22 protein-coding genes are annotated in these 24,038 nt (G+C 50.8%); 17 read left to right on the forward strand and 5 right to left on the reverse strand.

The features are described from left to right. Positions 1 to 70: 70 nt before the first annotated feature. The 8 genes from TREAZ_RS04065 (at position 71) to TREAZ_RS04100 (ending at position 10,080) form a co-directional block, all read left to right on the forward strand. Complete coding sequence (locus tag TREAZ_RS04065; RefSeq protein WP_148257675.1) at positions 71 to 1,222, forward strand: hypothetical protein; 1,152 nt, start codon at positions 71 to 73, stop codon at positions 1,220 to 1,222. A gap of 3 nt (positions 1,223 to 1,225) precedes the next feature. Continuing rightward, complete coding sequence (locus TREAZ_RS04070; protein ID WP_148257678.1) at positions 1,226 to 3,097, forward strand: 5'-nucleotidase C-terminal domain-containing protein; 1,872 nt, start codon at positions 1,226 to 1,228, stop codon at positions 3,095 to 3,097. Positions 3,098 to 3,165: 68 nt separating this feature from the next. Beyond that, on the forward strand, positions 3,166 to 5,256 hold the full coding sequence (locus tag TREAZ_RS04075; protein WP_043923280.1) for a TonB-dependent receptor: 2,091 nt from the start codon (positions 3,166 to 3,168) through the stop codon (positions 5,254 to 5,256). A gap of 31 nt (positions 5,257 to 5,287) precedes the next feature. Further along, complete coding sequence (locus TREAZ_RS17275; protein WP_015710548.1) at positions 5,288 to 5,917, forward strand: energy transducer TonB; 630 nt, start codon at positions 5,288 to 5,290, stop codon at positions 5,915 to 5,917. A gap of 76 nt (positions 5,918 to 5,993) precedes the next feature. After that, positions 5,994 to 7,064: an ABC transporter substrate-binding protein gene (locus TREAZ_RS04085; RefSeq protein ID WP_015710549.1), complete on the forward strand. Its 1,071-nt coding sequence runs from the start codon at positions 5,994 to 5,996 to the stop codon at positions 7,062 to 7,064. Then, entirely contained in the window at positions 7,054 to 8,055 is a 1,002-nt protein-coding gene (locus tag TREAZ_RS04090) for a FecCD family ABC transporter permease (RefSeq protein ID WP_015710550.1), read from the forward strand. Before TREAZ_RS04085 ends, TREAZ_RS04090 begins: the two co-directional genes overlap by 11 nt. After that, positions 8,052 to 8,840 carry an ABC transporter ATP-binding protein gene (locus TREAZ_RS04095; protein ID WP_015710551.1) on the forward strand — a complete coding sequence of 263 codons (789 nt, stop codon included), beginning with the start codon at positions 8,052 to 8,054 and terminating at the stop codon, positions 8,838 to 8,840. The genes TREAZ_RS04090 and TREAZ_RS04095 overlap by 4 nt, the downstream gene beginning before the upstream one ends. Before the next feature lie 64 nt (positions 8,841 to 8,904). Beyond that, positions 8,905 to 10,080 carry an OmpA family protein gene (locus TREAZ_RS04100; protein WP_015710552.1) on the forward strand — a complete coding sequence of 392 codons (1,176 nt, stop codon included), beginning with the start codon at positions 8,905 to 8,907 and terminating at the stop codon, positions 10,078 to 10,080. Between the two features lie 75 nt (positions 10,081 to 10,155). Here TREAZ_RS04100 and TREAZ_RS04105 read toward each other — a convergent pair whose 3' ends face one another. Further along, positions 10,156 to 10,680, reverse strand: coding sequence for a ferritin (locus TREAZ_RS04105; RefSeq protein ID WP_015710553.1), 525 nt, complete (start codon positions 10,678 to 10,680; stop codon positions 10,156 to 10,158). A gap of 163 nt (positions 10,681 to 10,843) precedes the next feature. Continuing rightward, complete coding sequence (gene groL, locus TREAZ_RS04110; RefSeq protein WP_015710555.1) at positions 10,844 to 12,490, reverse strand: chaperonin GroEL; 1,647 nt, start codon at positions 12,488 to 12,490, stop codon at positions 10,844 to 10,846. Between the two features lie 268 nt (positions 12,491 to 12,758). Here groL and TREAZ_RS04115 point away from each other — a divergent pair, with 268 nt between their 5' ends. The 4 genes from TREAZ_RS04115 to TREAZ_RS04130 all read left to right on the forward strand — a co-directional run bounded on the left by TREAZ_RS04115 (position 12,759) and on the right by TREAZ_RS04130 (position 16,394). Further along, positions 12,759 to 13,757 carry a Gfo/Idh/MocA family protein gene (locus TREAZ_RS04115; protein ID WP_015710556.1) on the forward strand — a complete coding sequence of 333 codons (999 nt, stop codon included), beginning with the start codon at positions 12,759 to 12,761 and terminating at the stop codon, positions 13,755 to 13,757. Between the two features lie 5 nt (positions 13,758 to 13,762). After that, positions 13,763 to 14,221 carry a ribonuclease HI gene (rnhA, locus tag TREAZ_RS04120; RefSeq protein WP_015710557.1) on the forward strand — a complete coding sequence of 153 codons (459 nt, stop codon included), beginning with the start codon at positions 13,763 to 13,765 and terminating at the stop codon, positions 14,219 to 14,221. Between the two features lie 125 nt (positions 14,222 to 14,346). Further along, positions 14,347 to 15,447: a hypothetical protein gene (locus tag TREAZ_RS04125; protein ID WP_015710558.1), complete on the forward strand. Its 1,101-nt coding sequence runs from the start codon at positions 14,347 to 14,349 to the stop codon at positions 15,445 to 15,447. Then, a complete protein-coding gene (locus tag TREAZ_RS04130; RefSeq protein WP_015710559.1) occupies positions 15,444 to 16,394 on the forward strand; it encodes a LysM peptidoglycan-binding domain-containing protein in 951 nt (316 codons plus the stop codon). The genes TREAZ_RS04125 and TREAZ_RS04130 overlap by 4 nt, the downstream gene beginning before the upstream one ends. A gap of 67 nt (positions 16,395 to 16,461) precedes the next feature. Here TREAZ_RS04130 and TREAZ_RS04135 read toward each other — a convergent pair whose 3' ends face one another. After that, entirely contained in the window at positions 16,462 to 17,016 is a 555-nt protein-coding gene (locus TREAZ_RS04135) for an NUDIX hydrolase (protein WP_015710560.1), read from the reverse strand. Between the two features lie 146 nt (positions 17,017 to 17,162). Here TREAZ_RS04135 and TREAZ_RS04140 point away from each other — a divergent pair, with 146 nt between their 5' ends. Further along, positions 17,163 to 17,984 carry a cytidylate kinase-like family protein gene (locus TREAZ_RS04140; RefSeq protein ID WP_015710561.1) on the forward strand — a complete coding sequence of 274 codons (822 nt, stop codon included), beginning with the start codon at positions 17,163 to 17,165 and terminating at the stop codon, positions 17,982 to 17,984. A 39-nt stretch (positions 17,985 to 18,023) separates the two neighbouring features. Here TREAZ_RS04140 and TREAZ_RS04145 read toward each other — a convergent pair whose 3' ends face one another. Continuing rightward, positions 18,024 to 19,262 carry an ATP-binding protein gene (locus tag TREAZ_RS04145; protein WP_015710562.1) on the reverse strand — a complete coding sequence of 413 codons (1,239 nt, stop codon included), beginning with the start codon at positions 19,260 to 19,262 and terminating at the stop codon, positions 18,024 to 18,026. A gap of 148 nt (positions 19,263 to 19,410) precedes the next feature. Next, the gene (locus TREAZ_RS04150) at positions 19,411 to 20,646 is read right to left on the reverse strand and encodes an integrase catalytic domain-containing protein (protein ID WP_015709982.1); all 1,236 of its coding nucleotides are present in this window, start codon (positions 20,644 to 20,646) and stop codon (positions 19,411 to 19,413) included. 147 nt (positions 20,647 to 20,793) lie between these two features. Between TREAZ_RS04150 and TREAZ_RS04155 the strand changes: the two genes are divergently transcribed. The 4 genes from TREAZ_RS04155 to TREAZ_RS18005 all read left to right on the forward strand — a co-directional run bounded on the left by TREAZ_RS04155 (position 20,794) and on the right by TREAZ_RS18005 (position 24,010). Then, positions 20,794 to 22,326, forward strand: coding sequence for a carboxypeptidase M32 (locus TREAZ_RS04155; protein ID WP_015710563.1), 1,533 nt, complete (start codon positions 20,794 to 20,796; stop codon positions 22,324 to 22,326). Continuing rightward, positions 22,316 to 22,930, forward strand: a complete 615-nt coding sequence (locus TREAZ_RS04160; RefSeq protein WP_043922825.1) for a hypothetical protein — start codon at positions 22,316 to 22,318, stop codon at positions 22,928 to 22,930. Before TREAZ_RS04155 ends, TREAZ_RS04160 begins: the two co-directional genes overlap by 11 nt. A 42-nt stretch (positions 22,931 to 22,972) precedes the next feature. Further along, positions 22,973 to 23,557, forward strand: coding sequence for a CDP-diacylglycerol--glycerol-3-phosphate 3-phosphatidyltransferase (pgsA, locus tag TREAZ_RS04165; protein WP_015710566.1), 585 nt, complete (start codon positions 22,973 to 22,975; stop codon positions 23,555 to 23,557). Between the two features lie 108 nt (positions 23,558 to 23,665). Then, a complete protein-coding gene (locus TREAZ_RS18005; RefSeq protein ID WP_148257680.1) occupies positions 23,666 to 24,010 on the forward strand; it encodes a hypothetical protein in 345 nt (114 codons plus the stop codon). The last annotated feature ends 28 nt before the right edge of the window (positions 24,011 to 24,038 follow it).

Genomic DNA, 24,038 nt, shown 5'->3' on the forward strand with positions numbered 1-24,038 from the left:
ACAATTCTAGTAGTTTTATAAAAAAACAATATAAAACAAATATAAACATAATGGACCAGTACAATACCGCTTGACACTTTCTGATCAGTTCAATATTATGCCCTTAGTATATCTTTTAAAGGAGGATATTATGGTTTTTAGAATGGATTCAAAGGCCCACAAGGGCTTTGTGAGGGTTTTTGGTTTTGCCCTGGTGTTGGCAGCGGCATTGATAATTGGTGGGTGTTCGACGGATGGGGATGATCCTGGACCCACAAAGGTACCAGTGACCTGGAAACCGGCGACGTTCCCGTTCGGAGTTACCCAAGGTTTTGAGAATGTTGCTTATGGAAACGGCGTGTTCGTAGCCACCACCAAAACTGCTGGAAAAATATTCTGGTCAGAAGATGGGGTAGCATGGAAAGAAGCGAACACAGATTACGCCGATTTTGTAGATGCGGCCAGAAACTTTGTTTTTTTTGTTAATAATGGATTTTTAACGGCGGGCCGTACTAATGTTGGTAATTGGGCCAAATCCACTGATGGAAAAACATGGAGCGATGTTACAGCAGCACCTTTGGCGCAGGCTGCAGGGGGTGCTGCTTACGGCAATGGTACCTATGTTGTAGGTTCTAACGGATCCAAAGTATTTATCAGTACTGACTTTACAAGCTGGACAGAGAAAGCCACCGGTATAGGCAGCGCCGAGACAGGAGGGGTCATTAATTGGGTTAATGGCGTTGCCTATGGAAACGGAAAATTTGTCATAACCGGCATGAATGCTAAAATTGGTTATTCTAATGACAATGGCGATACGTGGGTTGATTCTACACCCCTGGACAATGAGGGAGGTAAATTATTTGGCGGTGCCACCGGTAGTAGCGGTAATCAAGGTGCCGTAAATCAAGTTGTATTCGGTAATGGACTGTTTATGGCTGTCGGGGGGAATCCCATTCCCAGTACGCAAATTGCAGCTACTTCGTCAGACGGAATTACGTGGAAACAAACCGATGATATAAAAGTAACTGGGACCGGTAATTACATACATGTGGGTTATGGTGCGGGCGTATACATCATCGCACACGAAAGTGGCGGAACAGTTCCGGCTTCATATTCAACCGATGCATTCACATGGACAGAGATTGATCAGACCAACCTTACAGGTGTTAACGGTATTGCCTACGGCGCCGGTAAATTTGTAATGGTTGGTAGTGGTGGTATAGTTTATTCAATACCCGAGTAAACTGTGAAAATACACCTTGTAACCGGAACTCGTCCGACTGTTTGGACGGCTTTGTTTGCCCTGGCGTTGGTTTTCAGCGCCGTGTTCTTTCCGGGCTGCCCTTCCGAGACCCGCGGCGATGACATAACCCATCTTCTTCCCGGTCCCCGTTCCATACAGGTCACCGCAAGAAACGAGTCGCTTGTCCTGCAGTGGACAAAGATCGTCCCTGCACAGGGCATCGTTCCGTATTACGGGGTGTATTATAGTTCCGCATCAGCTATCCCCGAATCTGCCATAAAATGGGATGATGTCCATGCTGGCTCATCCCAGCTGGTAACATCCACCATCACCGGTCTTGTTAACGAAATTTCTCACTATGTATGGGTAAAGGCGATATATCCCGGCCTGGGGAACTCGGACTTTACCCCTGTTGAAGTGGGAATACCAATCCCGCCGCCTCAAAAGCCCGGATCCTTAACCGTTATTCCCGGCGAAGAAATGCTGGAAATTACCTGGACCACAGTAGCACACGCTTTTACCTATGAGGTGTATTACAAAGCCGATGGAACAGGCGTCGAACCCCCGCCTGACACGGCTGAAACCATGAAGACGGTTTCCAATCCGGGAATAGTGCTACTCGGATTAACCAACACGACAAACTATGCAATTTGGGTCAGGGCCCTTAATACCGCAGGGAATTCCCCTGCTTATTCAACAAGCGACGGAATACCCCAACTCGCAGTCAGCGTCCCTGGCTCTGGCAAAACGCCGGATAAACCAAGCGTTGTACCGGGAAACAACAAACTTGCCCTTACCTGGAATCAGGTTTTAGGCATATCGTCATACAAATTGTATTACAATACGTCTAACGATTTTTCTACTGCAACACCGGTTGCGGGAACCATCCCGGCCAATGCCCCTGCGGTAAGCGCCGAAATTACCGGGCTTGTCAATGATATGCCCTACTATGTATGGGTTGCCTCATTAAATTTGCAGGGAGAATCACCTGCAAGTGAATCCGCAAGCGGCACTCCCAAGGCAAAAGATCCCATTAATTTCAGTAACCTCAAATTTGCATTGGGAACAGCCTCGGCAGAATATATCTTTGCAGTCGATCTTCCTCCGAGTGTTTTTTTCCCCGATGGCAGGCCCAATACCGACCGCCTGACCCGTGTGCAGGAGACCGCCCTGGGAAATCTCTTTACCGATGGCGTGGCGTGGTATGTCAGAAATAAACTTAATGAGCCTATTGACTTTGTATTCATTAACGGCGGCCTGATAGACAATGTACTCCCCAGGGGTACTGTTACCGTGGGGACTGTCGCGGGCATAACCCAGCCGGATGCCCGGACAGATAAAATCTTCCTGCTTACCATGAAGGGAGACAAGCTGAAACTGTTTTTTGAAGACATGGCGGGCAAAGAAACAACTATTGAGCCTGGTGATGTTTCCGGTGTAGTACATACCGGCAGGGGCGGCCCTCACAACACCGGCTTCTTCGGTACCGTATCAAAAGAAGTACGGTATACCCTTCAATATTATAAAGCTCCGGAATTTACCGAGGGAGACCCTGCAATAAGTTCCGATATCAGCGAGCCTTATTATCACGGGTTTATCAAACCGGGAACCCTCACGATTAATGGCGTACCCATTAATGATAGTCAAGACTATCGTATCTGTACCACCGATTATCTTGCCGCAGGAGAGTACTTCACCGGGCTATATACCGATGGAACTGATGAAAAGTCATTCAGCATTCCCTTCTGGCATGGTGTAGCGGAATATATCTATGATCAGGGAACAATAACACCATACCTTGATGGTCGTATCAAAATTGAAGGTGGTGTTCCCCTGCCCCCGCCCTGGATTCCGGGTGATCTGGTAAAGCCTTGAACCGGCGATCTACGTAGTGAATGAAGAATAGTAAACTGCGAAAAAAATATTTTTATCTCTCCGGACCTATGATTCGATGCGCCTTATTTGTATTTGTGTTTTTTCTCTCTTCATTTATTCCTTGTTTTGCCCAGGGGATAGATACTGTTGAGGAACCCCTTGCAAGGGACGAAGTTTTCAGACTCCCTGAGGCCGAGGTGACCGCTGATCGCGATACTCCGGAATTGGTTACCCGTGAAGAAATGGACAGGGAAGGGGCAAATGATCTTTGGGAGGCGGTCAAGTCCGTACCGGGGGTAATCCTCTCCGGAGGCGGCAGACGCAACGATTCTAATTTTTCAGTACGGGGCTTCGGTTCTGATAGTGTGCCTGTTTTTGTGGATGGCATCATAGCGGCTAACCCCTACAGGGGCGAAGGAGACAGCGCCCGGCTTCTTACTGGGGATATGGAAAGCATCGAAATAAAGAAAGGGTTCAGTTCGGAACTGCTGGGGGCAAATACCCTGGGCGGAGCGGTTCTTCTGCGTACCGCAAAACCAAAAAACCCTTTTGAAGCATCCCTTAAAACCAGTTTTGATTTCGATAGTGTCTTTCATTATGCCGATTCCACCAGCGTGGCAAGCATAGGAACCAAACTGGATTTCTTTTATGCCAAGGCGGTGTTTCAGTACCGGGATGTGGATCACTTTAGGCTTCCCGGCAGTTTTGAGCCCACAGCGAAGAACCCCCAGGAAAAGGGAGACAGGCTTTGGTCTGATTCTGATGATATAAAGCTCACCCTTATGGCAGGTGTGACCCCCATTTCGGATATGGATATCTGGCTGACTTATGTATACCAGGATGCGGACAAGGGGTATTCGCCTCCGGATGTCACAACTTCAGATTTTTCTATTTGGCACTGGCCGGTGTGGAAGCGGTACAGCGTTTCTCTTAACAGTACCTTTGGTATTGGTCCATTTTCATTTGACGCCCTGTTTTATTTTGACAAATACGACAACCGCCTTGATGAATATTACCACTGGAAGGCTTACGAGTTGGGTATTCATGCCCCGCATTCGGATTATGATGAATATTCTCTGGGAGGCCGCCTTATTGGGAAATGGGAGATAAACAGCTGGAATATGCTGCAGGGAGCGGCCACTTATAAAAAAGAAGATCATCGCGGTTTACGCGGCGACATGGTGAATGAGAATGAGCTAACCGAGGAAATGCACGTTAATGAAGATACCTGGTCTTTGGGCGCTGAATATTCGATAAACCCATGGGAGCCTCTGACCATAAAGGCGGGGTTGGGATTGGACAGCCTCATACCCAATGAATACTGGAATGATGAAAATGAATACAACAAGCTTCTGGATGCGGATTACTTTATTGTTAAAACCCAAAAAATGTTTCTCTATACATGGCAAGCTGGTGTTTTTTATAAATTTCCCAAAAGTGAAGAAGGTTCCCGGAATCATGAACTTCGGTTTACCTATGCACGAAAGAATCATTTCCCAAATATGGCCCAGCGTTACTCAACCCGGTTCGGCACAAGCCTGCCCAATCCCAACCTGGGGCCCGAGATCGCCAATCACTTTGAATTGGGATACTATTTCAATTTCAACAACAGCGAAAAATTTATTTCAGCCTTCACCCTGAATACCGCTGTGTATTACAGCATTGTAGACGGGAAAATTGTAACTGTAGAATGGCCGAATCCCCACTATTCAAGCGCGTCCGTGGATCTTTCCAGGAACCTCGATTCAACATCATTTTGGGGTTTTGAATTGGCTCCGGAACTCTCTTTGAAAGATTTTTTAAGCTCTGGCCTGGCTTTTTCCTGGAATCGTTATACAATCAATCACAGTCAGAATGGCATAGAAGCCCTAACATATTATCCTGAAATTACGCTTAATGGGTATGTAGTTTATAAACCGATCAAACTGCTTTCAATTATTCCCCGAGTAGAATACATCGGTTCCCGCTATGCGGATACCGAAGGGAAATCCGAACTTGATTCCTATTTCCTGGCGCATCTTAAAGTAAATGCCGACATTGGCAAATATTTCAGCCTTTCGGCAGGTGTCGAAAATATCTTTGATACCTATTATGAGATCCGCCAATACTCTCCCATGGCGGGGCGCAGTTTTACATTCTCCTTTACGGCGAGGTATTAGGATGAAATCAAAAATTGGATTGTTGCAATTTATGTTTCTTTTTTCCATTATTCTCCATGGGGGTATTTTTCTTTTCTTCGCCTTCAATCCTGACACCCATCAGAAAAAGGAGGCCGGGGAAACAAAGCCTTTTTCCCTGGTGAACATTGTTCTGCTGGAACCCGAAGAACCAGCACCGGCGTCCCTGACTGTCTTTCAGGATATTCAAACAGAGGAATATATCCCCCTTGATGAAATTCCTGAAATTTTACAGGAGGCAGCCTTTGTTGAAAATGATACAGGCAGCAGCTCCGTCATTCCCGCAGAAAATGATAGTAAAAGTGCGAATATGGGAGCCGCAAGGGATACTTCCACGCAAAATACAGTAAACACTGCTGTGCGCAAGGCTTATCTGGATCGTAATTTGAAGGATATACAGCGCAGGATTCGGGACAGGCTGATTTATCCTTCCCAGGCCAGGCGGGCGGGTATACGGGGAACTGTGGAACTGTCTTTTATCATGCTGATAAACGGTTCGGTAAGAGATGTACAGGTACTGACAAGCAGCGGTCAGGAAATGCTCGACATTGCCGCCATCGAGACCATTTATGCCGCCGCCCCCTTTAGGCCGCCCCCCGAAGAAATGAAGCTGATTATTCCCATTACCTATAGCTTAAAATAGAAAGGAGCATTGGGAACCGTTGGTTCCCTTCCGATTAAACCTTTGCAGTTAACGCTGCGTATATATAGGAGCATATATGAAGTCTTTTAAAGTTTTGTTTTGCCTTTTGTTTCTGTTTGGTGTTTTGAATCTCTATGCCGCACCGAGACAGGAGGCCCCGGTTTCTGCGCCCGCAACGCGGCTTTTTACCGACTCTGCAGGACGAACTGTAAAGCTGCCCCAGAATATCAGGCGCATTGTTCCGTCCGGTGCTTTGGCCCTGATGTTTCTGCAAGCCATCGCCCCTGATATGATCTGCGCCATACCCTCGGCCTTTACCGCTGAACAGGGAGAGTTCATTCCGCAATCTCTGCAGAAGCTTCCTATAGTAGGGCAGTTTTACGGTGCAGCCAATCTCAATCCCGAGGAGATTGCCGCCATTGGTCCCGATATTATCATTGATGTGGGTGAACCTAAAGATACCATTGCCCAGGACATGGATAGTATTTCTGCTTCCATAGCCATACCAACAGTACACATTACCGCCACCCTCGAGAGTACCCCTGAAGCCTTCCGTATGCTGGGTGTCCTTCTGGATAGGCAGGCCCAGGGAAACGCTCTGGCTGATTTTAGTCAGCGTACTCTGGATTCAGCGCAGGGGATTATGAACCGGGTGGGGAATAATAAAAAGGCAGTGCTTTACTGTCTTGGCAAGGGCGGAACCAATGTACTGGCCGCAGGATCTTTCCATGCGGAAATACTGGACTGGATGACCAATAATCAGGCGAAGGTTGATAACCCTGCATCCAGGGGCAGCGGCAACGAAACAGACCTGGAACAGATCAGCCTGTGGAATCCTGAAATTATCCTTTTCGGCGCCGACAGCGTTTATGCACAGGCGGCTTCTGATCCTGCCTGGAAACAACTCCGGGCTATTAAGAATGGCGCTTACTATGAAGTTCCCCAGGGGCCCTATAACTGGATGGGGTCGCCCCCTTCGATAAACCGTTATTTGGGAATGCTTTGGCTGGGAACCATCCTGTACCCTGAATATGTACAGTACGATCTCTATACTGAAGCTGCGGAATATTACAAGCTATTCTATGGGTATACCCTTTCACAGGAGCGCTTTAACAGGATTATGGTTAACAGTATTCATGGTAAATAGAAAAATTGCCCCATCATCACTAATACTGCTACTGGCAATTTTATTGGCCATAGCAGTGATACTCTCTCTGTCCATGGGGCGTTATCCTATTCCGGTAAAATCCTTGTTGCTGCGGATATTCGGGGGCCGGTTTGAATCGGCCCAGATGGAGGCCATCTTTTTCACTGTCCGGCTTCCCCGGATCATTCTGGCCTGCCTTGTGGGTTGTTCTCTGGCAGCGGCAGGTGCAAGTTTTCAGGGAGTGTTTCAGAATCCCCTGGCGGCTCCTGATATACTGGGGGCATCCAGCGGGGCTGCGACAGGCGCTGCGGCGGCTATACTGCTCAGGCTGCCCCGGCCTCTTATCACCCTGTCCGCCTTTTGTTCCAGCCTGGTTTGCATAGCCCTAGTGATGTTTATCGGAAACAATGCCAAAGGGAAAAAAGTAGTCGGCCTCATTCTGGCGGGGATGATGGTATCTTCTCTTTGCAGCGCGGGTATTTCCTTTATGAAGCTCATAGCAGATCCGAATAATGTACTCCCGGAAATCACCTACTGGCTTATGGGGTCTCTGGCAAAAACCAGGATGACGGATGTTAACTTTGTCCTGGTACCCATACTCATTGGCCTTATTCCTCTTCTTATTTTCCGTTGGAGGATCAACCTCCTTACCCTGAGCGAAGAAGAAGCTCAATCCATGGGGGTTCATGTCAAACGCACAAGAACTTGTGTGATCCTTGGGGCAACCCTCATCACTGCGGCTTCGGTTTCGGTGAGCGGCATTATAGGATGGGCAGGACTGGTGATTCCCCACCTGACCCGGCGCATGACAGGCAACGATTACCGGATTCTCATGCCGGCTTCCATGCTTCTGGGAGCGCTTTTCCTTCTTTTAATTGATGATTTTTCCCGTAATTTTTTTGCTACTGAAATTCCCCTGGGCATACTCACCGCTCTTATCGGAGCGCCTTTCTTCCTTTGGCTCCTTACCAGAAAAGGGGATCTCTGGTGAACAGTAAAAAACTGGAAGTACAAAACCTCAGCTTTGCCTACGGTCCCCGTACTATTTTAAGGGACTTAAATTTTTATGTCGGGAAGGGAGAACTCATGGCCATGCTGGGCCCCAATGGCGCCGGCAAGAGTACCTTGTTCCGCTGCATCATGGGATTTGAAAAAAACTTTGAAGGCCAGGTACTTCTATCCGGGGAAAATATCCGCGGCAAAAGTCCCGAAGCCCTGGCAAAAAATATCGCCTATGTGCCCCAGTCCCATCATCCGGGTTTTAATTATTCTGCATTTGATATGACCCTTATGGGAACTGCCGCCATGGAAAAAGAATGGGTCCAGCCCGGAAAGAAGCAGACAAAAGCCGCCGCCGATGCTCTGAAACAACTGGGCATTTATGAATTCAGGGACAGGGGCTTCCGTCTTTTAAGCGGCGGTGAACAGCAGTTGGTGCTGATCGCCAGGGCTCTGGCTCAACAGGCGGAAATTCTTATCATGGATGAACCCACCGCCAACCTTGATTACGGCAACCAGTTCAGGGTTCTCTTTAAAATCCAGGAACTCTGCCGTCAGGGTTACAGCATCATGTATAGTACCCACAATCCGAACCATGCTTTTATGTTTGCCCATAAGGCCCTGGTGCTTCATGAATCCCGGATTGCCGCTCTGGGAACGCCTGAGGAAGTCCTGACAGAAGAATTAATCCATAGGCTCTATGGGGTTCCGGTTCTGATACACCGGGACAGCCTGGGCAATTTAAGCTGCAGCCCCTGTAACAATTCCGGTTTATAGATATAGTGACTGTATAAGGCCATAGCGCAGGAGGGGAATCATCAGCAATCGTCTTTTCATTCCGGTGCTGTTTTTTTATATCCTCATTTTCAGCTTCCCCGCTTTTAGCCAGGATGCGGGCGTTTTTCTTTCGGCATTGGAAACCGGCCCCTATACTCTGGTGAAACGTTCCGACTGGTCCCGCTATGATAACGGGAAGTACAAAGGCCATGTGTATCGGGAAGTCCGGGCCTCCATTGCCCCTTCGCCGGGGCCGCAGGATCAGGGGTTTTTGTATCAGGGCAATTTTTTGGTTTTGGAAGAAACCCTCAGAGACCTTAGGCAAAGCGCCCAGGCAGTAGACGCCGTCATCCCTGTGAGCTTCCGGGTTTACAGTGATGGAAGCCTTCAAATAGATGATGATCGAGGCTTCCCCCATCTGAGGGGTTTCCCTGCCTTTCCAAAGGAAAAGCTCATCCCCAGCGACAAATGGACTGCTCCCGGCAGCCGCGCTCTTGATCCCTTAAATCAGGGGCAGCCCGCCCTCATCCCCTTTATCGCCGAATATCAATACCTGGGGACAGAGCTTTACAAGGATGTTCCGGTATACCGCATAGCCGCCAAATATGCCCTCCGCTACCAGGGGCCCTCTGAAAATGATGAAGAAAATTTCCGGCCACCGGACTTCAAAGTCCAGGGAACCCATTTGGTTGACATCCTTCTCCGCGTCTCCGACGGTCTCCTCATGATGATGCGCGACAACCTGGATGAAACCTACACCTGGCCCGGCGGCGTTAGCATCCGCTTTCGGGGCTTTACCCTCACCTTCGGCCAAAGCAAGATCCCCTTTAACCCCGAGCCGGCAATTGCGTTCCTCAAGACAGAACGAAAAGATATTGAAGTAAACACCGTTCCCGAGGGCATACGCCTCACCATCAAGGACATACGCTTTGCCCCCGATTCCGACGCCTTCCTGCCCGAGGAACAGCCCCGTTTGGATAGTATCGCCCAAACCCTAAAGCAAATCCCGGATCGCACAATTCTGGTGGAAGGCCACACTGCCGCCGTAGGCCGCCCTGACGGCGAACTGGAGCTTTCGGTTCAGCGGGCCCAGCGCATGGTGGAGGAGCTAACCCGCCGCGGCCTTGGTGCGGATCGTTTTATCTACAAAGGCTGGGGCGGCGCAAAACCCCTGGGCGACAACGCCACCAACGAAGGCCGCCGCCTGAACCGCCGGGTGGAGATCACTATTTTGGAATGAATAGGGTAAAACTTTTAGAATTAATAATCACAGTGCCATACCCTGTCACACAGGGTATGGTGTTTTAGCGAAATTCTATGCCGTAGCCCCGGCCCCTGCAAAGGGATCAACAAAGGTCCGGGTCGCAAGCTCCGAATCCAGGTGAAATATAAGCACGGGATTGCTGCCCATGAGCTTTATCTTGGCAAGAATTTCATCGACATTTTTTTCTTCTTCAACCTGCTCATTGACATACCACATGATAAAATTATAGGTAGCATGATCCTTTTCACCCGCCGCAAGGGAGGCAATATTGTTTATGCTGGCCGTCACGCCCTGTTCGTGGGACAGAACCTTTTCAAAAAGTTCTGTAATGTCCCGCCATGTGGAGGGCGGAGCCTTCACTTCCGGCAAAACAGGGGAGGCGCCGCGCTCAAGGATATGCTGGTATATGTGAACGGCATGGGCCCTTTCTTCCTGGGCCTGCACATACAGCCAGTTTGCGATTCCTTTGTACCCCGCCCTGTCCGCATAAGCCGACATACCCAGATAGAGATACGCCGAATAAAATTCTCCGTTTAATTGACTGCTTAACGCCTTTACCAAGGGTTCACTTAACATTTTTTGCCTCCACCATCCGCATTTTGCTTTTATTGATTATTAGGCATACCGTTGCAAAAGTCAATGTGCGCTGCGGGGAAATCCATAAACCAAAAAAAGGCCGCCCCTTTTCGGAGCAGCCTTCCTATACTCTACGCTAAACTAAAAAATCGCTTGCGATTTTTTAGTAATCCATGCCGCCCATACCACCCATGCCGCCGCCGGGGGGCATGGAGGGCGCTTCCTTCTTCTCGGGAATGTCCGTGATGGCACATTCGGTGGTGAGGAGGAGGCTTGCAATGGAGGCTGCGTTCTGCAGGGCAGAGCGGGTTACTTTGGCGGGGTCGATGATGCCGGCCTTTACCATGTCTACCCATTCCATCTTGGCAGCGTCGAAGCCGATGCCTTTCTTTTCGGTCTTGGCCCGTTCCGCAATGACCGCGCCGTCAACACCGGCGTTTTCGGCTATCTGGCGGATGGGTTCTTCCAGGGCACGCTTCACAATTTTGAAGCCGACTTTTTCGTCGTCTGTAAGGCCGGAAACATCGGCCTTGTCCAGGGCAATGGCGGCCTGAATCAGGGCGAGTTCGCCGCCGGGGACTATGCCTTCGTCGATGGCTGCGCGGGTGGCGCTCAGGGCGTCTTCGACGCGGTGCTTCTTCTCTTTGAGTTCCACTTCGGTAGCGGCGCCGACGTTGATGACGGCCACGCCGCCTGCGAGTTTGGCGAGGCGCTCCTGGAGCTTCTCGCGGTCATAGTCGGAGCTGGTGTCTTCAATCTGGGCCTTGATCTGGGCGATGCGGTCCTGGATGTCCTTAGCCTTGCCTGCGCCGTTGATGATGGTGGTGTTGTCTTTGTCGATCTTTACGGTCTTGGCCTTGCCGAGCTGGGAAATGTCGGTGTTTTCGAGCTTGATGCCCAGTTCTTCGGTAACGACTTCGCCGCCTGTCAGGATGGCGATATCTTCGAGCATGGCCTTGCGCCTGTCGCCGAAACCGGGAGCCTTGACCGCCACGGTCTTGAGGGTGCCCCGGAGGCTGTTCAGAACCAGGGTTGAAAGGGCCTCGCCGTCAACATCTTCAGCGATGATGAGGAGGGGCTTGCCTGACTGGGCAACTTTTTCCAGCAGGGGCAGCATGTCCTTCATTGAAGAAACTTTCTTGTCGTGGATGAGGATGTAGACATCTTCGTACACGGTGCTCATGGTGTCCCGGTCGGTTACGAAGTAGGCGGAAATGTAGCCGCGGTCAAACTGCATGCCTTCCACAAACTCGATGGTGGTGTCCATGGTTTTGGACTCTTCAACAGTGATGACCCCGTCTTTCCCGACCTTGTCCATGGCCTCGGCAATGGTGTTGCCGATTTCTGCATCGTTGTTGGCGGAAACCGAGGCAACGTGGGAAATTTCTTCCTTGTCCTTGATCTCCTTGGCGTTCTTTTTGATTTCTGCGACCGCGATTTCCACGGCCTTGTCGATGCCCCGCTTCAGTTCGATGGGGGTCATGCCTGCGGCTACCGACTTGAGGCCTTCCTTAACCAGGGAGTAGGCAAGTACGGTCGCGGTGGTGGTGCCGTCGCCGGCCACGTCGTTGGTCTTGGTGGCCACTTCTTTGAGAAGCTGGGCGCCCATGTTTTCGTAGGGGTCGGCCAGTTCCACTTCTTTGGCAACCGAAACGCCGTCTTTGGTCACCGTGGGGGCGCCGAATTTCTTGTCCAGAAGGACATTCCGGCCCTTGGGACCCAGGGTTACTTTGACAGCCCTGGAGATTTGCTCCACACCCGCCAGCAGCTTGCGGCGGCCTTCTTCGTTGAACAGTAACTGTTTCGCCATAATTCTCTTCTCCTCTTTAACACCGGTTTTTTGATTGATGTTTTTAACCGGTATAATATGAAATTGATTAGATTCCGGAAACCATACGGTTTCAAGCCAAGGGTTTATTAGTCCCAAGGCTCACCTATAAAATACTAAATTTGAAGCCTGAACGGCAATAGGAAAATGATGTTTTTTTCACCTTTCTTCACTGTTTTGCCCTGTATTTGACTTTTTCCTGAAATTAGGGCATGATAGGGCTGTTCACGGCTATGCCGAAGGGGGTCTTATGGATAAATTGCGTATGGGTGTACTGGGCTGCTCGGGCCACTATTCTCTCCGGGTATCAACTCCGCTTAAATCTTCTCTATTGATAGAGCCTTATGCGGTCGCTTCCAGGGACGCTGCCAAGGCCAAAAAATACGCCAAAACCTGGGGGTTTGAGAAATCCTACGGTTCTTACGAGGATCTCCTCTCTGATCCCAATGTGGATTTTGTCTACATTCCCCTGCCGAACCACCTTCATCTTCAATATATAAAGAAAGCTGCCGATGCGGGAAAGGCCATACTCTGCGAAAAGCCCCTTTGCCTCAACGCAAAAGAGGCTGCCCAGGCCGCCTCTTACTGTCAAAAGAAGAAAGTCCCTCTCATGGAAGCCTTTATGTATCGTTTCCACCCCCAATGGATCAGGGCCTATGAGATTGCCCGCTCAGGGGAGCTGGGAGAAGTCATGGGGACCGGGGGTGTTTTCTCCTACGACAACAAGGATCCTTCCAATATAAGGAACATTGCCTCTGCCGGGGGTGGGGCCTTGCTGGACATAGGCTGCTACACGGTCTCCTCTGCCCGCTATCTCATGGGGGCTGAACCTAAAAAGGTCGTTGCCAATGCACTGCGGGATTCCGCCTTCAAAACCGACACCTATGTTTCGGCAATCCTCGACTTTGGGAACGGCAAGTCATCAACCTTTACCATTGGAACCCAGATCTTCCCCTACCAGAGGGTCACCGCCTATGGAACAGGGGGCGATCTGTCCATAGATGTTCCCTTCAATATGTACGGCGATGTACCCGGGGTGGTAACAGTTTCCCAGGGGGTGGGTACCAGGGTGATACAGACCGAAATAGCCGACCAGTATCTTCTTGAATTTGACTCTTTTGCCCAGGCCCTCATCGAAAAGACCGAGGTTCCTACTCCAATCCAGGATGCCATCAACAATATGGCGGTTATTGATGCTCTTTTTGCTTCGGCCTCTTCCGGCAAATGGGAAGCGGTGGCAAAGCTCTAGGCTTTATGGCGCTTACGATATACACCGATGGGGGCTGCTCCGGCAACCCCGGCCCTGGCGGTTGGGCTTTCGTCATACTGCAAGACACTTTCCAGGGCATAAATGTGCTGGCCGAGCGATCCGGGGCTGAAAAAAGCACCACCAACAACCGCATGGAGCTTATGGCTGCCATTGCCTCCCTGGAAACCCTCAAAACCCTTACGGACGCGCCCAGAAAGCTCACTCTTTGCACCGATTCACAGTATCTCCAAAAAGGGATGACCGAATGGCTCAAGGGCTGGAAAGCCAAGGGCTGGCGGACCTCCGACAAGCAGCCGGTCAGGAACCAGGATCTTTGGCAGAGGCTGGACAGCATTTCGGGCGAATTTTCCATTGCCTGGGTCTGGGTCAAAGGCCACGCGGGCAACACCTACAATGAACGCTGCGATGCCATGACCCAGGAAGCAATAGCCTCTATCGGCTAAATTTCTTAAAAAATTAGTGTAAATTTATTTCTCATCTTGTTGATTCTTCAAAAGTGTGATATATTAATCATCGGATAAATGATTGTATTTCGCGGAGATTTGCATATCATTTGAAGGAGATGCCTATGAAGAGTAAGTATATACGTTATTTTGTGCTGGGTTTGTTGATTTTGACTGCGGCAGTGTCTTGCAAAAGCACGCAGCCTGCCACCGAAGCCCCTCCTCCTGATGAAGCCCTCGATCCTAATGATGGTCCTCCCGATCAAGCTGCCCTGAACGATCTCAATGCTGCAGTGGATAAAGCTGTTATTGCCCGCCAGCTGGTCATTGATTTCAACGGCCCTGCCTATTTCCCCCCGGATTGGAATGCTGCTGAATCCCTCTACAGCCAGGCTGAAAGCGGAAAATCCACTGCCAACCTGCGTTCCACCAGGGATTCGACTGCCCGGTACAATGCCGCGGCCGGAGCTTACAGGGCTTTGGCTGACAAAACCATACCCCAATATGCCCAGGATCTGGAAAGCGATGTTGTCGGCATCAGGGATAAAGCCCTTGCCGCAGGCGCGAATTACCTTGCTCAGGATTATCTCTATGAAGCTGACAATAAAGCCGTTGAAGCCTATACAGCCTACCAGTCCAATGACTACTACAATGCCAGGGATACAGCCTTTGCTGCCCGGGATATGTACGAAGCCCTTGCCACAGGCGTGAATGCCTACAAGGTAAGGCTCGAAATCGAAGACCGGGGTTTTGTACGTTATGATCCCAGCGCCATCGAAACCGCCGATTCCGTTGGTCTTTCCGCCATTGATGATTACGATGCCGGAAACATTGCCAGCGCCAGGAGCAAGGCGGAAGACGCCCTTTCTCAATACAACAAGTCCTTGGCTAAGGGCAAAGAATCCTATGCTTCCGATACCGGGGCAGCGGCTGCCGCAGAACGCCAGCGATCCCTGGACCTCAAGGCCAATGTAGCGGTGCGTCAGGACTACGATGCTGCCAATGCGGTTTATAACCGGGCAGTGACCTCCTTTAGGGGCAGGAATTACGATGATGCCGGCAATCTCTACAATCAATCGCGGATACTCTTCGAGGCGGTAACCACGTCCGCCAGGGAAAAACGCCGCATTGCCGAAGAAGCCCTCAGAGAAGCGGAGCTTAAAATGGTAGAAAGCGACGGGACAGCCCGCAACGCTGAAATAATTCTGGAAGGAGGCGCGCAATGAAACGCGTAATTACCCTTGGATTGCTGGTTATCCTGGCTTTTGGGACCCAGGGGGTCTTCGCCCAGGAAATGGCAGATTTGCCTGAACCGGTATTTTTCGATACTGCAGCCCAGAAGGCCCCGGTTTTGTACAAAGATGCAGGTTTCTGGCTTCCCGATTTCGATGAGGTAGTTTATTATCTCTGGAATTTCGATTATGCCTCTACAGACAGGGCAGACTTTTATTCCATAGCTTCCCTGGCTGCAGCCGCTTCATCGGATTCTGCTATCCCGGGCAGCATACGGAACAACAAGTACTTTATCGAAAGCGTAAGGCTTACCAATCTGGCACAGGCTGCCTTTGAAGACGGGGACTACGATCTTTCCACCCAGTATTCCCAGCAGGCTGTTTACCAGGCTCAGCTTTCAGATGAATATGTGACCCTCCAGCTCAAGATCAAGGCTGCCAACGACGCTATTGCTGCTGCCAAAGCCCGCCTTGATTGGGCAAATTCCTCAGCCGTGAACGCTTCGAGCCGTTACCCCACCGAGTATACCAATGCCCGGAACTCATATAACGACGCCATCGGCTATCGCGGTTCAGAACGCTGGGACGACGCTGTTGACGCTGCCAACCGGGTAATTAATGCCCTGGCATACGTTACCGAGGCCCCTCCGAACCAGCCGCCTTCACAGCCCCAACCGGGCCCCACGCCCCTGCCTGCCCAATACACCGTCAGGCCCTGGGCAATCTCCAAGGATTGCCTCTGGAACATTGCGGGCCGCCCCTGGGCTTATGGCGATCCCAAGCAGTGGAAGCTGCTCTACAACGCCAACAAGGCCAAGCTGCCCCAGCCCAATAACCCCGACCTCATTCACCCCGGCATGGTTCTGGATATCCCCAGCATCAAGGGTGAAACCCGTTCAGGCATGTGGGATGCGGGCGCCACCTATAGCCCCCTGCGCTAAGATCTAATCGTTAAGCATTTGAAGGCCGCCGGGACATTCGTTTCGGCGGCTTTTGTTTAGCAGTTTCTTATATCTTCACTTTCTGCAAGAAAAGTGCCAGCGCCGTCCCCATAAGTGCATGAATATAGGGTTTTTGCCCCATGTTCTTAAGAACCTCTTCCCAGGGCACAGTCTCGACCTCTACAAATTCATCCTCATCCAGATCCTGCCCCTCGGTGGGTTTGAGATCCTCGGCAAGGAAAAAATGCACGGTATTGGACATGATAGCCGGATTGGGGTTGAATTCCCCAAGCTTGCGTATCTTCCCCGGGATAAAGGCGGTTTCTTCTCTTAGCTCCCTCGCGGCAGCCTGGAACTCATCCTCGCCTTTTTCAAAGACCCCGCCGGGGAATTCCAGGCTCAGTTCCTTTGCGCCATGACGCCACTGCCGCACCATGACGAATTCCCTGCCCCTCCCGGTTTCGAGCACCGGGATCACGATAGCCCAATCAGAGGTATCCAGCACCGTGTAGGCGCGGGCCTCGCCATCAGGGGAGCGGCAGATCCTTTCCCCCACAGTGAACACAGGGCAGGAATACACATCCCTGCTGCTTTCTTCTTTCCAAACAAGACGATCATTCATGGTTAAACTATACCCCTTCAAACGCTTTTTGACAAATAAGCAATATGGGGTTATCCTTTAGGTGAGCCTACAAGGCGAGGGAGTATGCGAAACTCCGTTTCGCTTCGATTATCATAGCAGCCAACGCTGCTTAAAGAGGAGTACCTATGGCAATCATAACCATTTCCCGCGAACTCGCAGCATTAGGAGACGAAACAGCCCACGAACTTTCCAGCCAGCTTAGCTACCGGTTCGTGGATCGCTCAGCCCTGGAAGACCGGATAAAATCCTTCGGTGTCGAAGGGGCGAAGCTAAAGAAGTATGACGAGCGGAAGCCCACGTTTTGGGCATCCCTTTCCCAGGACAGGGACGACTACCTCCACTTCCTTAAAACCGCAATCCTCACCGAAGCCAGCGAGGGCTCATGCGTATTCATAGGCCGCGGCGCCAGCGTGATCCTCAGAAACGTCCCCGGGGTCTTTTCAGTCTTCCTTGTGGCCCCCCCCGAAATCCGCATAGAGCGGGTCAAAAGCTATTTCCACTGCGACGAGCGCCGTGCCCGCCAAATCATCGAGCAGAGCGATCACGACCGCGAAGGCTTCCACCGCTATTTCTTCGATGTCAAATGGAAGGACGCCGGCAACTACCACCTGGCCCTCAACACCGGCCATCTCCACCCCGAAGTCTGCTCCGAACTCATCAAGTACATGCGCGACCGTACCATCACCGACGAAGCCGAAGCCCAGAACACCCTCCGCATCCAGGACCTCACCCTGGGCCAGCAGATAAAGCACCACATCCTCTACGAAAAGGAAGTCCCTATCCACTTCCTCGAAGCCCAGGTCTCGGGCGCCAAAGCAACCCTCTACGGCGTTGCCAGCTCCCAATCCCTTGTCGAAGCCGCCGTCGCCGCAGCCCGCGAGACCGTTCCGGGCAGCGATATACTGCCGGAGATTCAGGTGGTGCAGGAGTATACGGTGATGCCGTGATTATTTTATTGCGGGCATAGCATAATCAGTGATTCACCATCACACAAACCCAACCGGTATAATATACCGGTCTTTATCTATAAGCCCCAGGCTGGTATCAGTGCAGATTATTCCACCGATGCCTATCTTCATGCCATTTATATTTTTCAGCACCGCAAAGGCTGATGCATCCTGTCTTTTTGGAGTGGCAGTCTTTTTTATTTCAAGGGGATAGAGATAGCCGTTTTCCATGACAAGGAGATCGATTTCCTTTTGATCCTTATCCCGGTAGTAAAACAGCGCAGGTTCACTACCGGCGTTATAATAGCTTTTTAGAATTTCTGCAATGACAAAGGTTTCAAAAAAGGCTCCTGCCATAGCACCCTGCATCATGACTTCAGGACTTGTCCATTTGGTTAAATACGCTGCAAGCCCTGTATCCAAAAAATAGAGCTTGGGTGTTTTTACTACCCGTTTCCCAACATTTGCGGAATAGGGAGTAAGGAGATATACCAAACCGGAAGTTATCAGAATAGAAAGCCATTTCTTTGCTGTGGGCTCACTAATGCCCACATCCCGGGACATATCCTGATAATTAAGCATCTGGCCGGTACGGCTTGCCGCTACAGTAATGAATTGGATAAATTGCAGCTCATCTCCAACCTGGGTCAGGGCGCGGACATCCCGTTCTACATAGGTTCTGACGTAGGAATCATAAAAGGCCTCCCGGCGGGAATAACCGGAGATGATCGCGGGGAAAGATCCCTGAAAGATGTTGTTCCAAATTTCCTTCGGCCCATAAGCCTTGGCATTTTTATTCCGGGTTGCTAAATATTCTTCCGTCGGAATAAAGGGAAGATCAAAAATGTTTCCGCTCCCCTGGTCGGCAATTTCCCGCAGAGATAATCCCAATAATTGGAGTATACCGATTCTCCCGGCCAGGCTTTCGCTTACATTCTTCATAAGATGGAACTGCTGGCTGCCTGTCAGGTAGTACATGCCCTTTGTTTTTTTGGTATCCGCTTCTATTTTTATCCACCGGAATAGTTCCGGTACATACTGGATTTCATCAAAGATAACAGGCCCTTGGTGTAATTGGAGAAAAGTATGAGGGTCCGCCTTTGCGGATAATACTTCCGATGGTTTGTCAAAGGAAATGTAAGGCAATGCCCTTGTAGCCGGGAGATTTTGGAGCAGAGTTGTTTTTCCTACTTGCCTGGGCCCTGTTACCAAAATAACCGGAAAGGAGTCAATAATCCGGGAAATAGCTTTACCTGCCGATCTTTCAATGTAATCCATATCCATCCTCTATATTGGGATAATTCAAAGTCATATTACAGATTATCCCAATATATGAAAAACCGCAAGACCTTGCTTCCTCCGTAATGCCTCAAAATAAAATCTAACCGAAAGGAACGGCTGCCTCACAATAAAAATCTAACCGTGGCTAAACATCTTCAAGAGCCGAAGCAGCAAGGGACTTCTGGCTCTGAAGCTCGAAGAGAGCCATCAGTGCATGGTTGACCAGGCGTTTCTGTTTGACCGGATTGAGACGGGCAGCCCTGCGTCGAAGCTCGTCCTTGAATGTATCAGGAAGGTCAGGGGATTCCAAGAGGCGCCTGTAGGGCGACTTGGGTTTGTCGTACACCTTCTTGACCCTGGCCCCTATCCGCTCCTTGGCGATTATTTTTTCTGAAGGGTAAAAATAGTTGAGCAGGGGACAGAGATGGCGGTAGACCTCGGCCAGGGCGTCTCTGGCCTGGAGGGTGTCATAGCGATAGTACCCCACGGTCCTGCGGACGGTCATGTCGTTTTTCTGCTCCACGAAGCAGTTGTCGTTCTTGTGGTAGGAACGGCTGCGGGTGAACTGGACGCGGTGTTCGTCACACCATGCCTTGAGCTGGTAATTAATGAACTCCCCGCCGTTATCGCTGTCGATGCCCAAAAGGGGGAAGGGAAACTGGGAGGGGAAGAGAGACACCTCCTCTTTAACCCAGCGATGGGCCTTGTTGAGGAGGGCGCGGAGCTCCACCCAGCCTGAATAGACATCGGTGGCATTGAGGGTACAGCAGAACTCGCCTGAGGCGTTTCCGCCGTCATGAACCACCGTATCCAGCTCAAAAAAGCCCGGTTTCCTCTCATCCCAGGCATAAAAGACACGGATGGGGATCTGGTGCTTGAGGAGGCCGCCGGGCCGTGTGGCGCTCCGTCCTTTTAATTCCAGCTTCTTCCGTTCAGGCTTGAGCTTCCGGTCGATGGTGGCGGGGCTTATGGCAAGCAGCTGCGCCTTTACCTCCTTGGTGATGCCAAACTCCTTGCAGGGATTGAGGAAAGGCATCTGTTCCCGGAGGAAGGGGGAAAGCCTTTTCCCGCACATGTAATCAAAGAACTCCCAAATCAGTTTGAGGGCTTTTATCGTTGCCGCCTGGTAGACCGGCTTCCGCCCTCCCCCTGCTTTTCGTTTTTTAAACGCATCGGCCTTGAGCTTAACAACCCTTCCGGCCAGTCTGACCAGTTCCGTTCTCCCCCAATTCGCCAAAAGGTGCAGGGCGTATTTCCGGTTGTACCCTGTGTTCTGGACAAACTCGTCCAGGATAGCGGTCTTGCCCTTTTTCCCGGCTTTGCGATACCGCTTGCTGATTTCTCTGGCAAGCGCCTGTTTCTCTTTCATCGTTAACCCCATTGAGCCCTCCGGTACCCTTGTTACCGGATATAGGCTACATAATTTGGGTTAGAATTTTATTATGAGGCATTCCCTGTTTTGGGTTAGATTATTTATGAGGCAACGCGTCCTCTATTTAAATCGGGCCAATAATGCTATACTCCTCCCATGAGTTCCAATGAATCCTCCTTAGCCAAACTCCACGCCATTGACCGTGAGTGCAACCACCTTGCAAAAGCCGCTGCTGTGCTCCAGTGGGATCAGGAAACCTACCTCCCGGAAATGGGGGTGGAAGACCGCTCAGAGCAGCTTGCCATACTGGAAACCATAGCCCATGATAAGTTCTGCTCCCCCGAGACGGGGCGGCTCCTTGGGGAAATGGGGTCGGTTCCCGAAACCCCCCGGGGAGACGAAAAGCTCCCGGAGCTTGAGCGGGATTTCCTCAAAGTGCTGCGCCGCGATTACGACAGGGCGGTAAAGCTTCCTTCCGATTTTGTCGCGGCTGCGGCAAAGGCCGGGGGGCTCTCCCAGGCGGCTTGGGTAAAGGCCCGCAAAGCCAATGACTTTTCCGCCTTTCTGCCCCACCTTAAAACCATGATAGATCTTTCCCGCAGACAGGCTGAATACTGGGGCTACGGGAAGGGAAGCGCAGGCTCTGTTTACGACGGCCTCCTCGGCATCTACGAGCCGGGCATGGGCGAGGCCGCCATAAGCGCGGTGTTCGCCCCTATACGGGAGAGGCTTTCGGCGCTCCTCAAAAAAATAGCAGCCAAACCCGCTCCCGACGCTTCTTTTCTTGACTACGAATTCGATCCCGAAATCCAGTCCGCATATAGCGGCAGCCTCATGCAGAGCCTGGGCTTCGATACCCGCCGGGGCAGGCTCGATGTAAGCGCCCATCCTTTTACCACCACCCTTGGTTCTGACGATATCAGGATAACTACCCGCTACCTTCCCCGGAACCTGCTCTCCTCCATCTTCTCCACCATTCACGAATCGGGCCACGCGTTCTACGAGCTTTCATTTCCCCATGAGCTGAGGGGGACCAGTCTTGCGGACGGCGCAAGCATGGGCATACACGAATCCCAATCCCGTTTTTGGGAGAATGTCATCGGCCATAGCCGCCCATTCTGGGAAGGGCAGCTTCCGGTGCTTCAATCCTATTTTCCCAGTCTTAAAGGGATAAGCCTCGATTCCTTTTATCGTGCGGTCAATCTGGCCGGGCCTTCCCTCATCAGGATTGAAGCCGACGAGGTGAGTTACAGTCTCCACATCATACTCAGGTTCGAGCTTGAAAGGGGTCTTTTCTCGGGCGAAATCGATCCTGCCGATCTGCCCGCTCTTTGGCGGCAAAAGATGAAGGATATACTCGGCGTAGAGCCGGAAACCGATGCCGATGGCGTTTTGCAGGATGTCCACTGGTCCATGGGTTCCTTCGGCTATTTCCCGAGCTATGCCCTGGGCAACCTCTACGGCCTCCAGTTCTTCCAAAAGCTTAAGGCTGATATACCCAATTTCGATGCGATCGTTGCCAAAGGCGATTTTTCCGTCATTCAAAACTGGCTCAAGGAAAACATCTACCTTTGGGGCTGCCGCCTCGATCCTCCTGAACTTCTTAAAAAAGTGACTGGCCAAAGCCTCCAGGCTGAACCTTTCCTCAATTATATAGAGAGCAAATACTCAGGCATTTATGGAATTTGATCATTTCGTCCCCGCACGGGACTTTTTCTATCTGGCCTGCATTTTCCTGGGCGCAGCGCTGGGCTTCATACTCGGCCATTTCCGGAAAAAAGCCCCTCGCCGTGCCCGTAGCCGTTCCATTGCCCTAGCATTTTGCTGCCTCTCTGTCATGACCGCCTCCTTTGCCGCTGCCCTCATCAGTTCCCAGGTCCGGCTTTTCGCCGAGAGCTCTGTCTACATCATAGGCGCAGTGTTCGTTGCCCTCCTCGCTATAGCGGTCAGCTTTCCCAGGGCAGTGGGTTTCCCCCTCATACTCCTCTCCGGCGTCGCAGCGGTCTGGGCAGGCTTCTCCTTTCTCCGCTACCCTGTTCCCAATCCCTCAGTCCCCGTAGCCTCCTATACCCGTGAAGAGATCGGTTCCGATCTCGAAGTCGTCTACACCCGCCTAAGGGCTCCCCGTTCCTACCCCCTCATAGGAGGCGAAACCAGGGGCATCGTCACGGCTGCCAAAACGGGAGCACTACCTGGCATAGCTGTAGACTATCTGCGCATCACAGTCCCTGCTTCGAGATCTTCAGGAATGATTAGTGTATATATAGAAGATGATGAGCTGGTGATAAAGTAGAGTTGGCTTGACACCCGTCAAGGCTACCCGCATACTATTCCTATGACTCTGGCTGATAAAGTAACCTCTCTCCGTCTGATTCTAGCTCCGCTTTTTTTTGCTATTTACCTTCTGCCCCGGTTTTTGCCCGATGCTATTGGGGTTAGTCCCCTGTGGATAGTGATCGTGCTCTGGTTCATCTTCATCATATCTGAATTTACCGATTTCCTTGATGGCTGGTTAGCCCGGAAGCGGGGTGAGGTGAGCGATTTTGGCAAGCTCTACGATCCTTTTGCGGATACCCTGACCCAGCTTACCTATTTTTTCTGCTTTGTTGTGGATGGAATTCTGCCGGCCATCCTTTTTCTTCTTGTAATCTACCGGGAATTTGGCATTCTCTTTATCAGAAACCTCATGTTGAGGAAGGGGATAGCCCTCGGCGCCCGAATCGGGGGCAAAATTAAGACCGTCACTTATATTTTGGCAGTCGCCTGCGCCCTTTTGGCCTCCAGTGCCCTCCGCTTGGGGCTTGAAGGCTCTATTTACCGGGTTTTAGCCACTGTTGCATGTGTAATTTTCCTGATTTCAGTCATAATTTCCGCGATTTCATTCTTTGATTATGTTTCTATATATAAGAATAAGAAATAATATAATGGAAGAAGCAAAAAAATCGACAAAAATTTCATTTTTTCTGCTAAAAACCGATAAAAATAAGGCATAGTACTTGACTTTTTAGATCAAGATGAGCTATATTTATTGTTACCACCAAAAAGGTGGCTGAAGCGTTATTTTACTGATTTTGTTGGGATTCTCTGGAAAAAGAGAAAAATACTCAAAAAATCGCTAAACCCACTTGACAAAGACTCAAGAGGTGTAGTAATGTCTCGGAACCCGCCTAAAAACCTGAAGGTTAAGGCGGGCAGGGCAGCCGGAAGGCCAGCCCAAGAACAGTTCTTTGGCAATATAGGGAAGGGGAGAAAGAAAGATTACGACAGGGGCGCGGAAGCGTTCCTGCCAAGCCAGCAGAGATGTTTTCAGGAAACTGGAGATATTGAAGCGAGCGTATCGAGGGAAGGACGATGGCGAAAGCCATCGACTTGAAATGGATAATTCTTTCGGCCTTCGGGTC

Source organism: Leadbettera azotonutricia ZAS-9, assembly GCF_000214355.1.
Lineage (GTDB): Bacteria > Spirochaetota > Spirochaetia > Treponematales > Breznakiellaceae > Leadbettera > Leadbettera azotonutricia.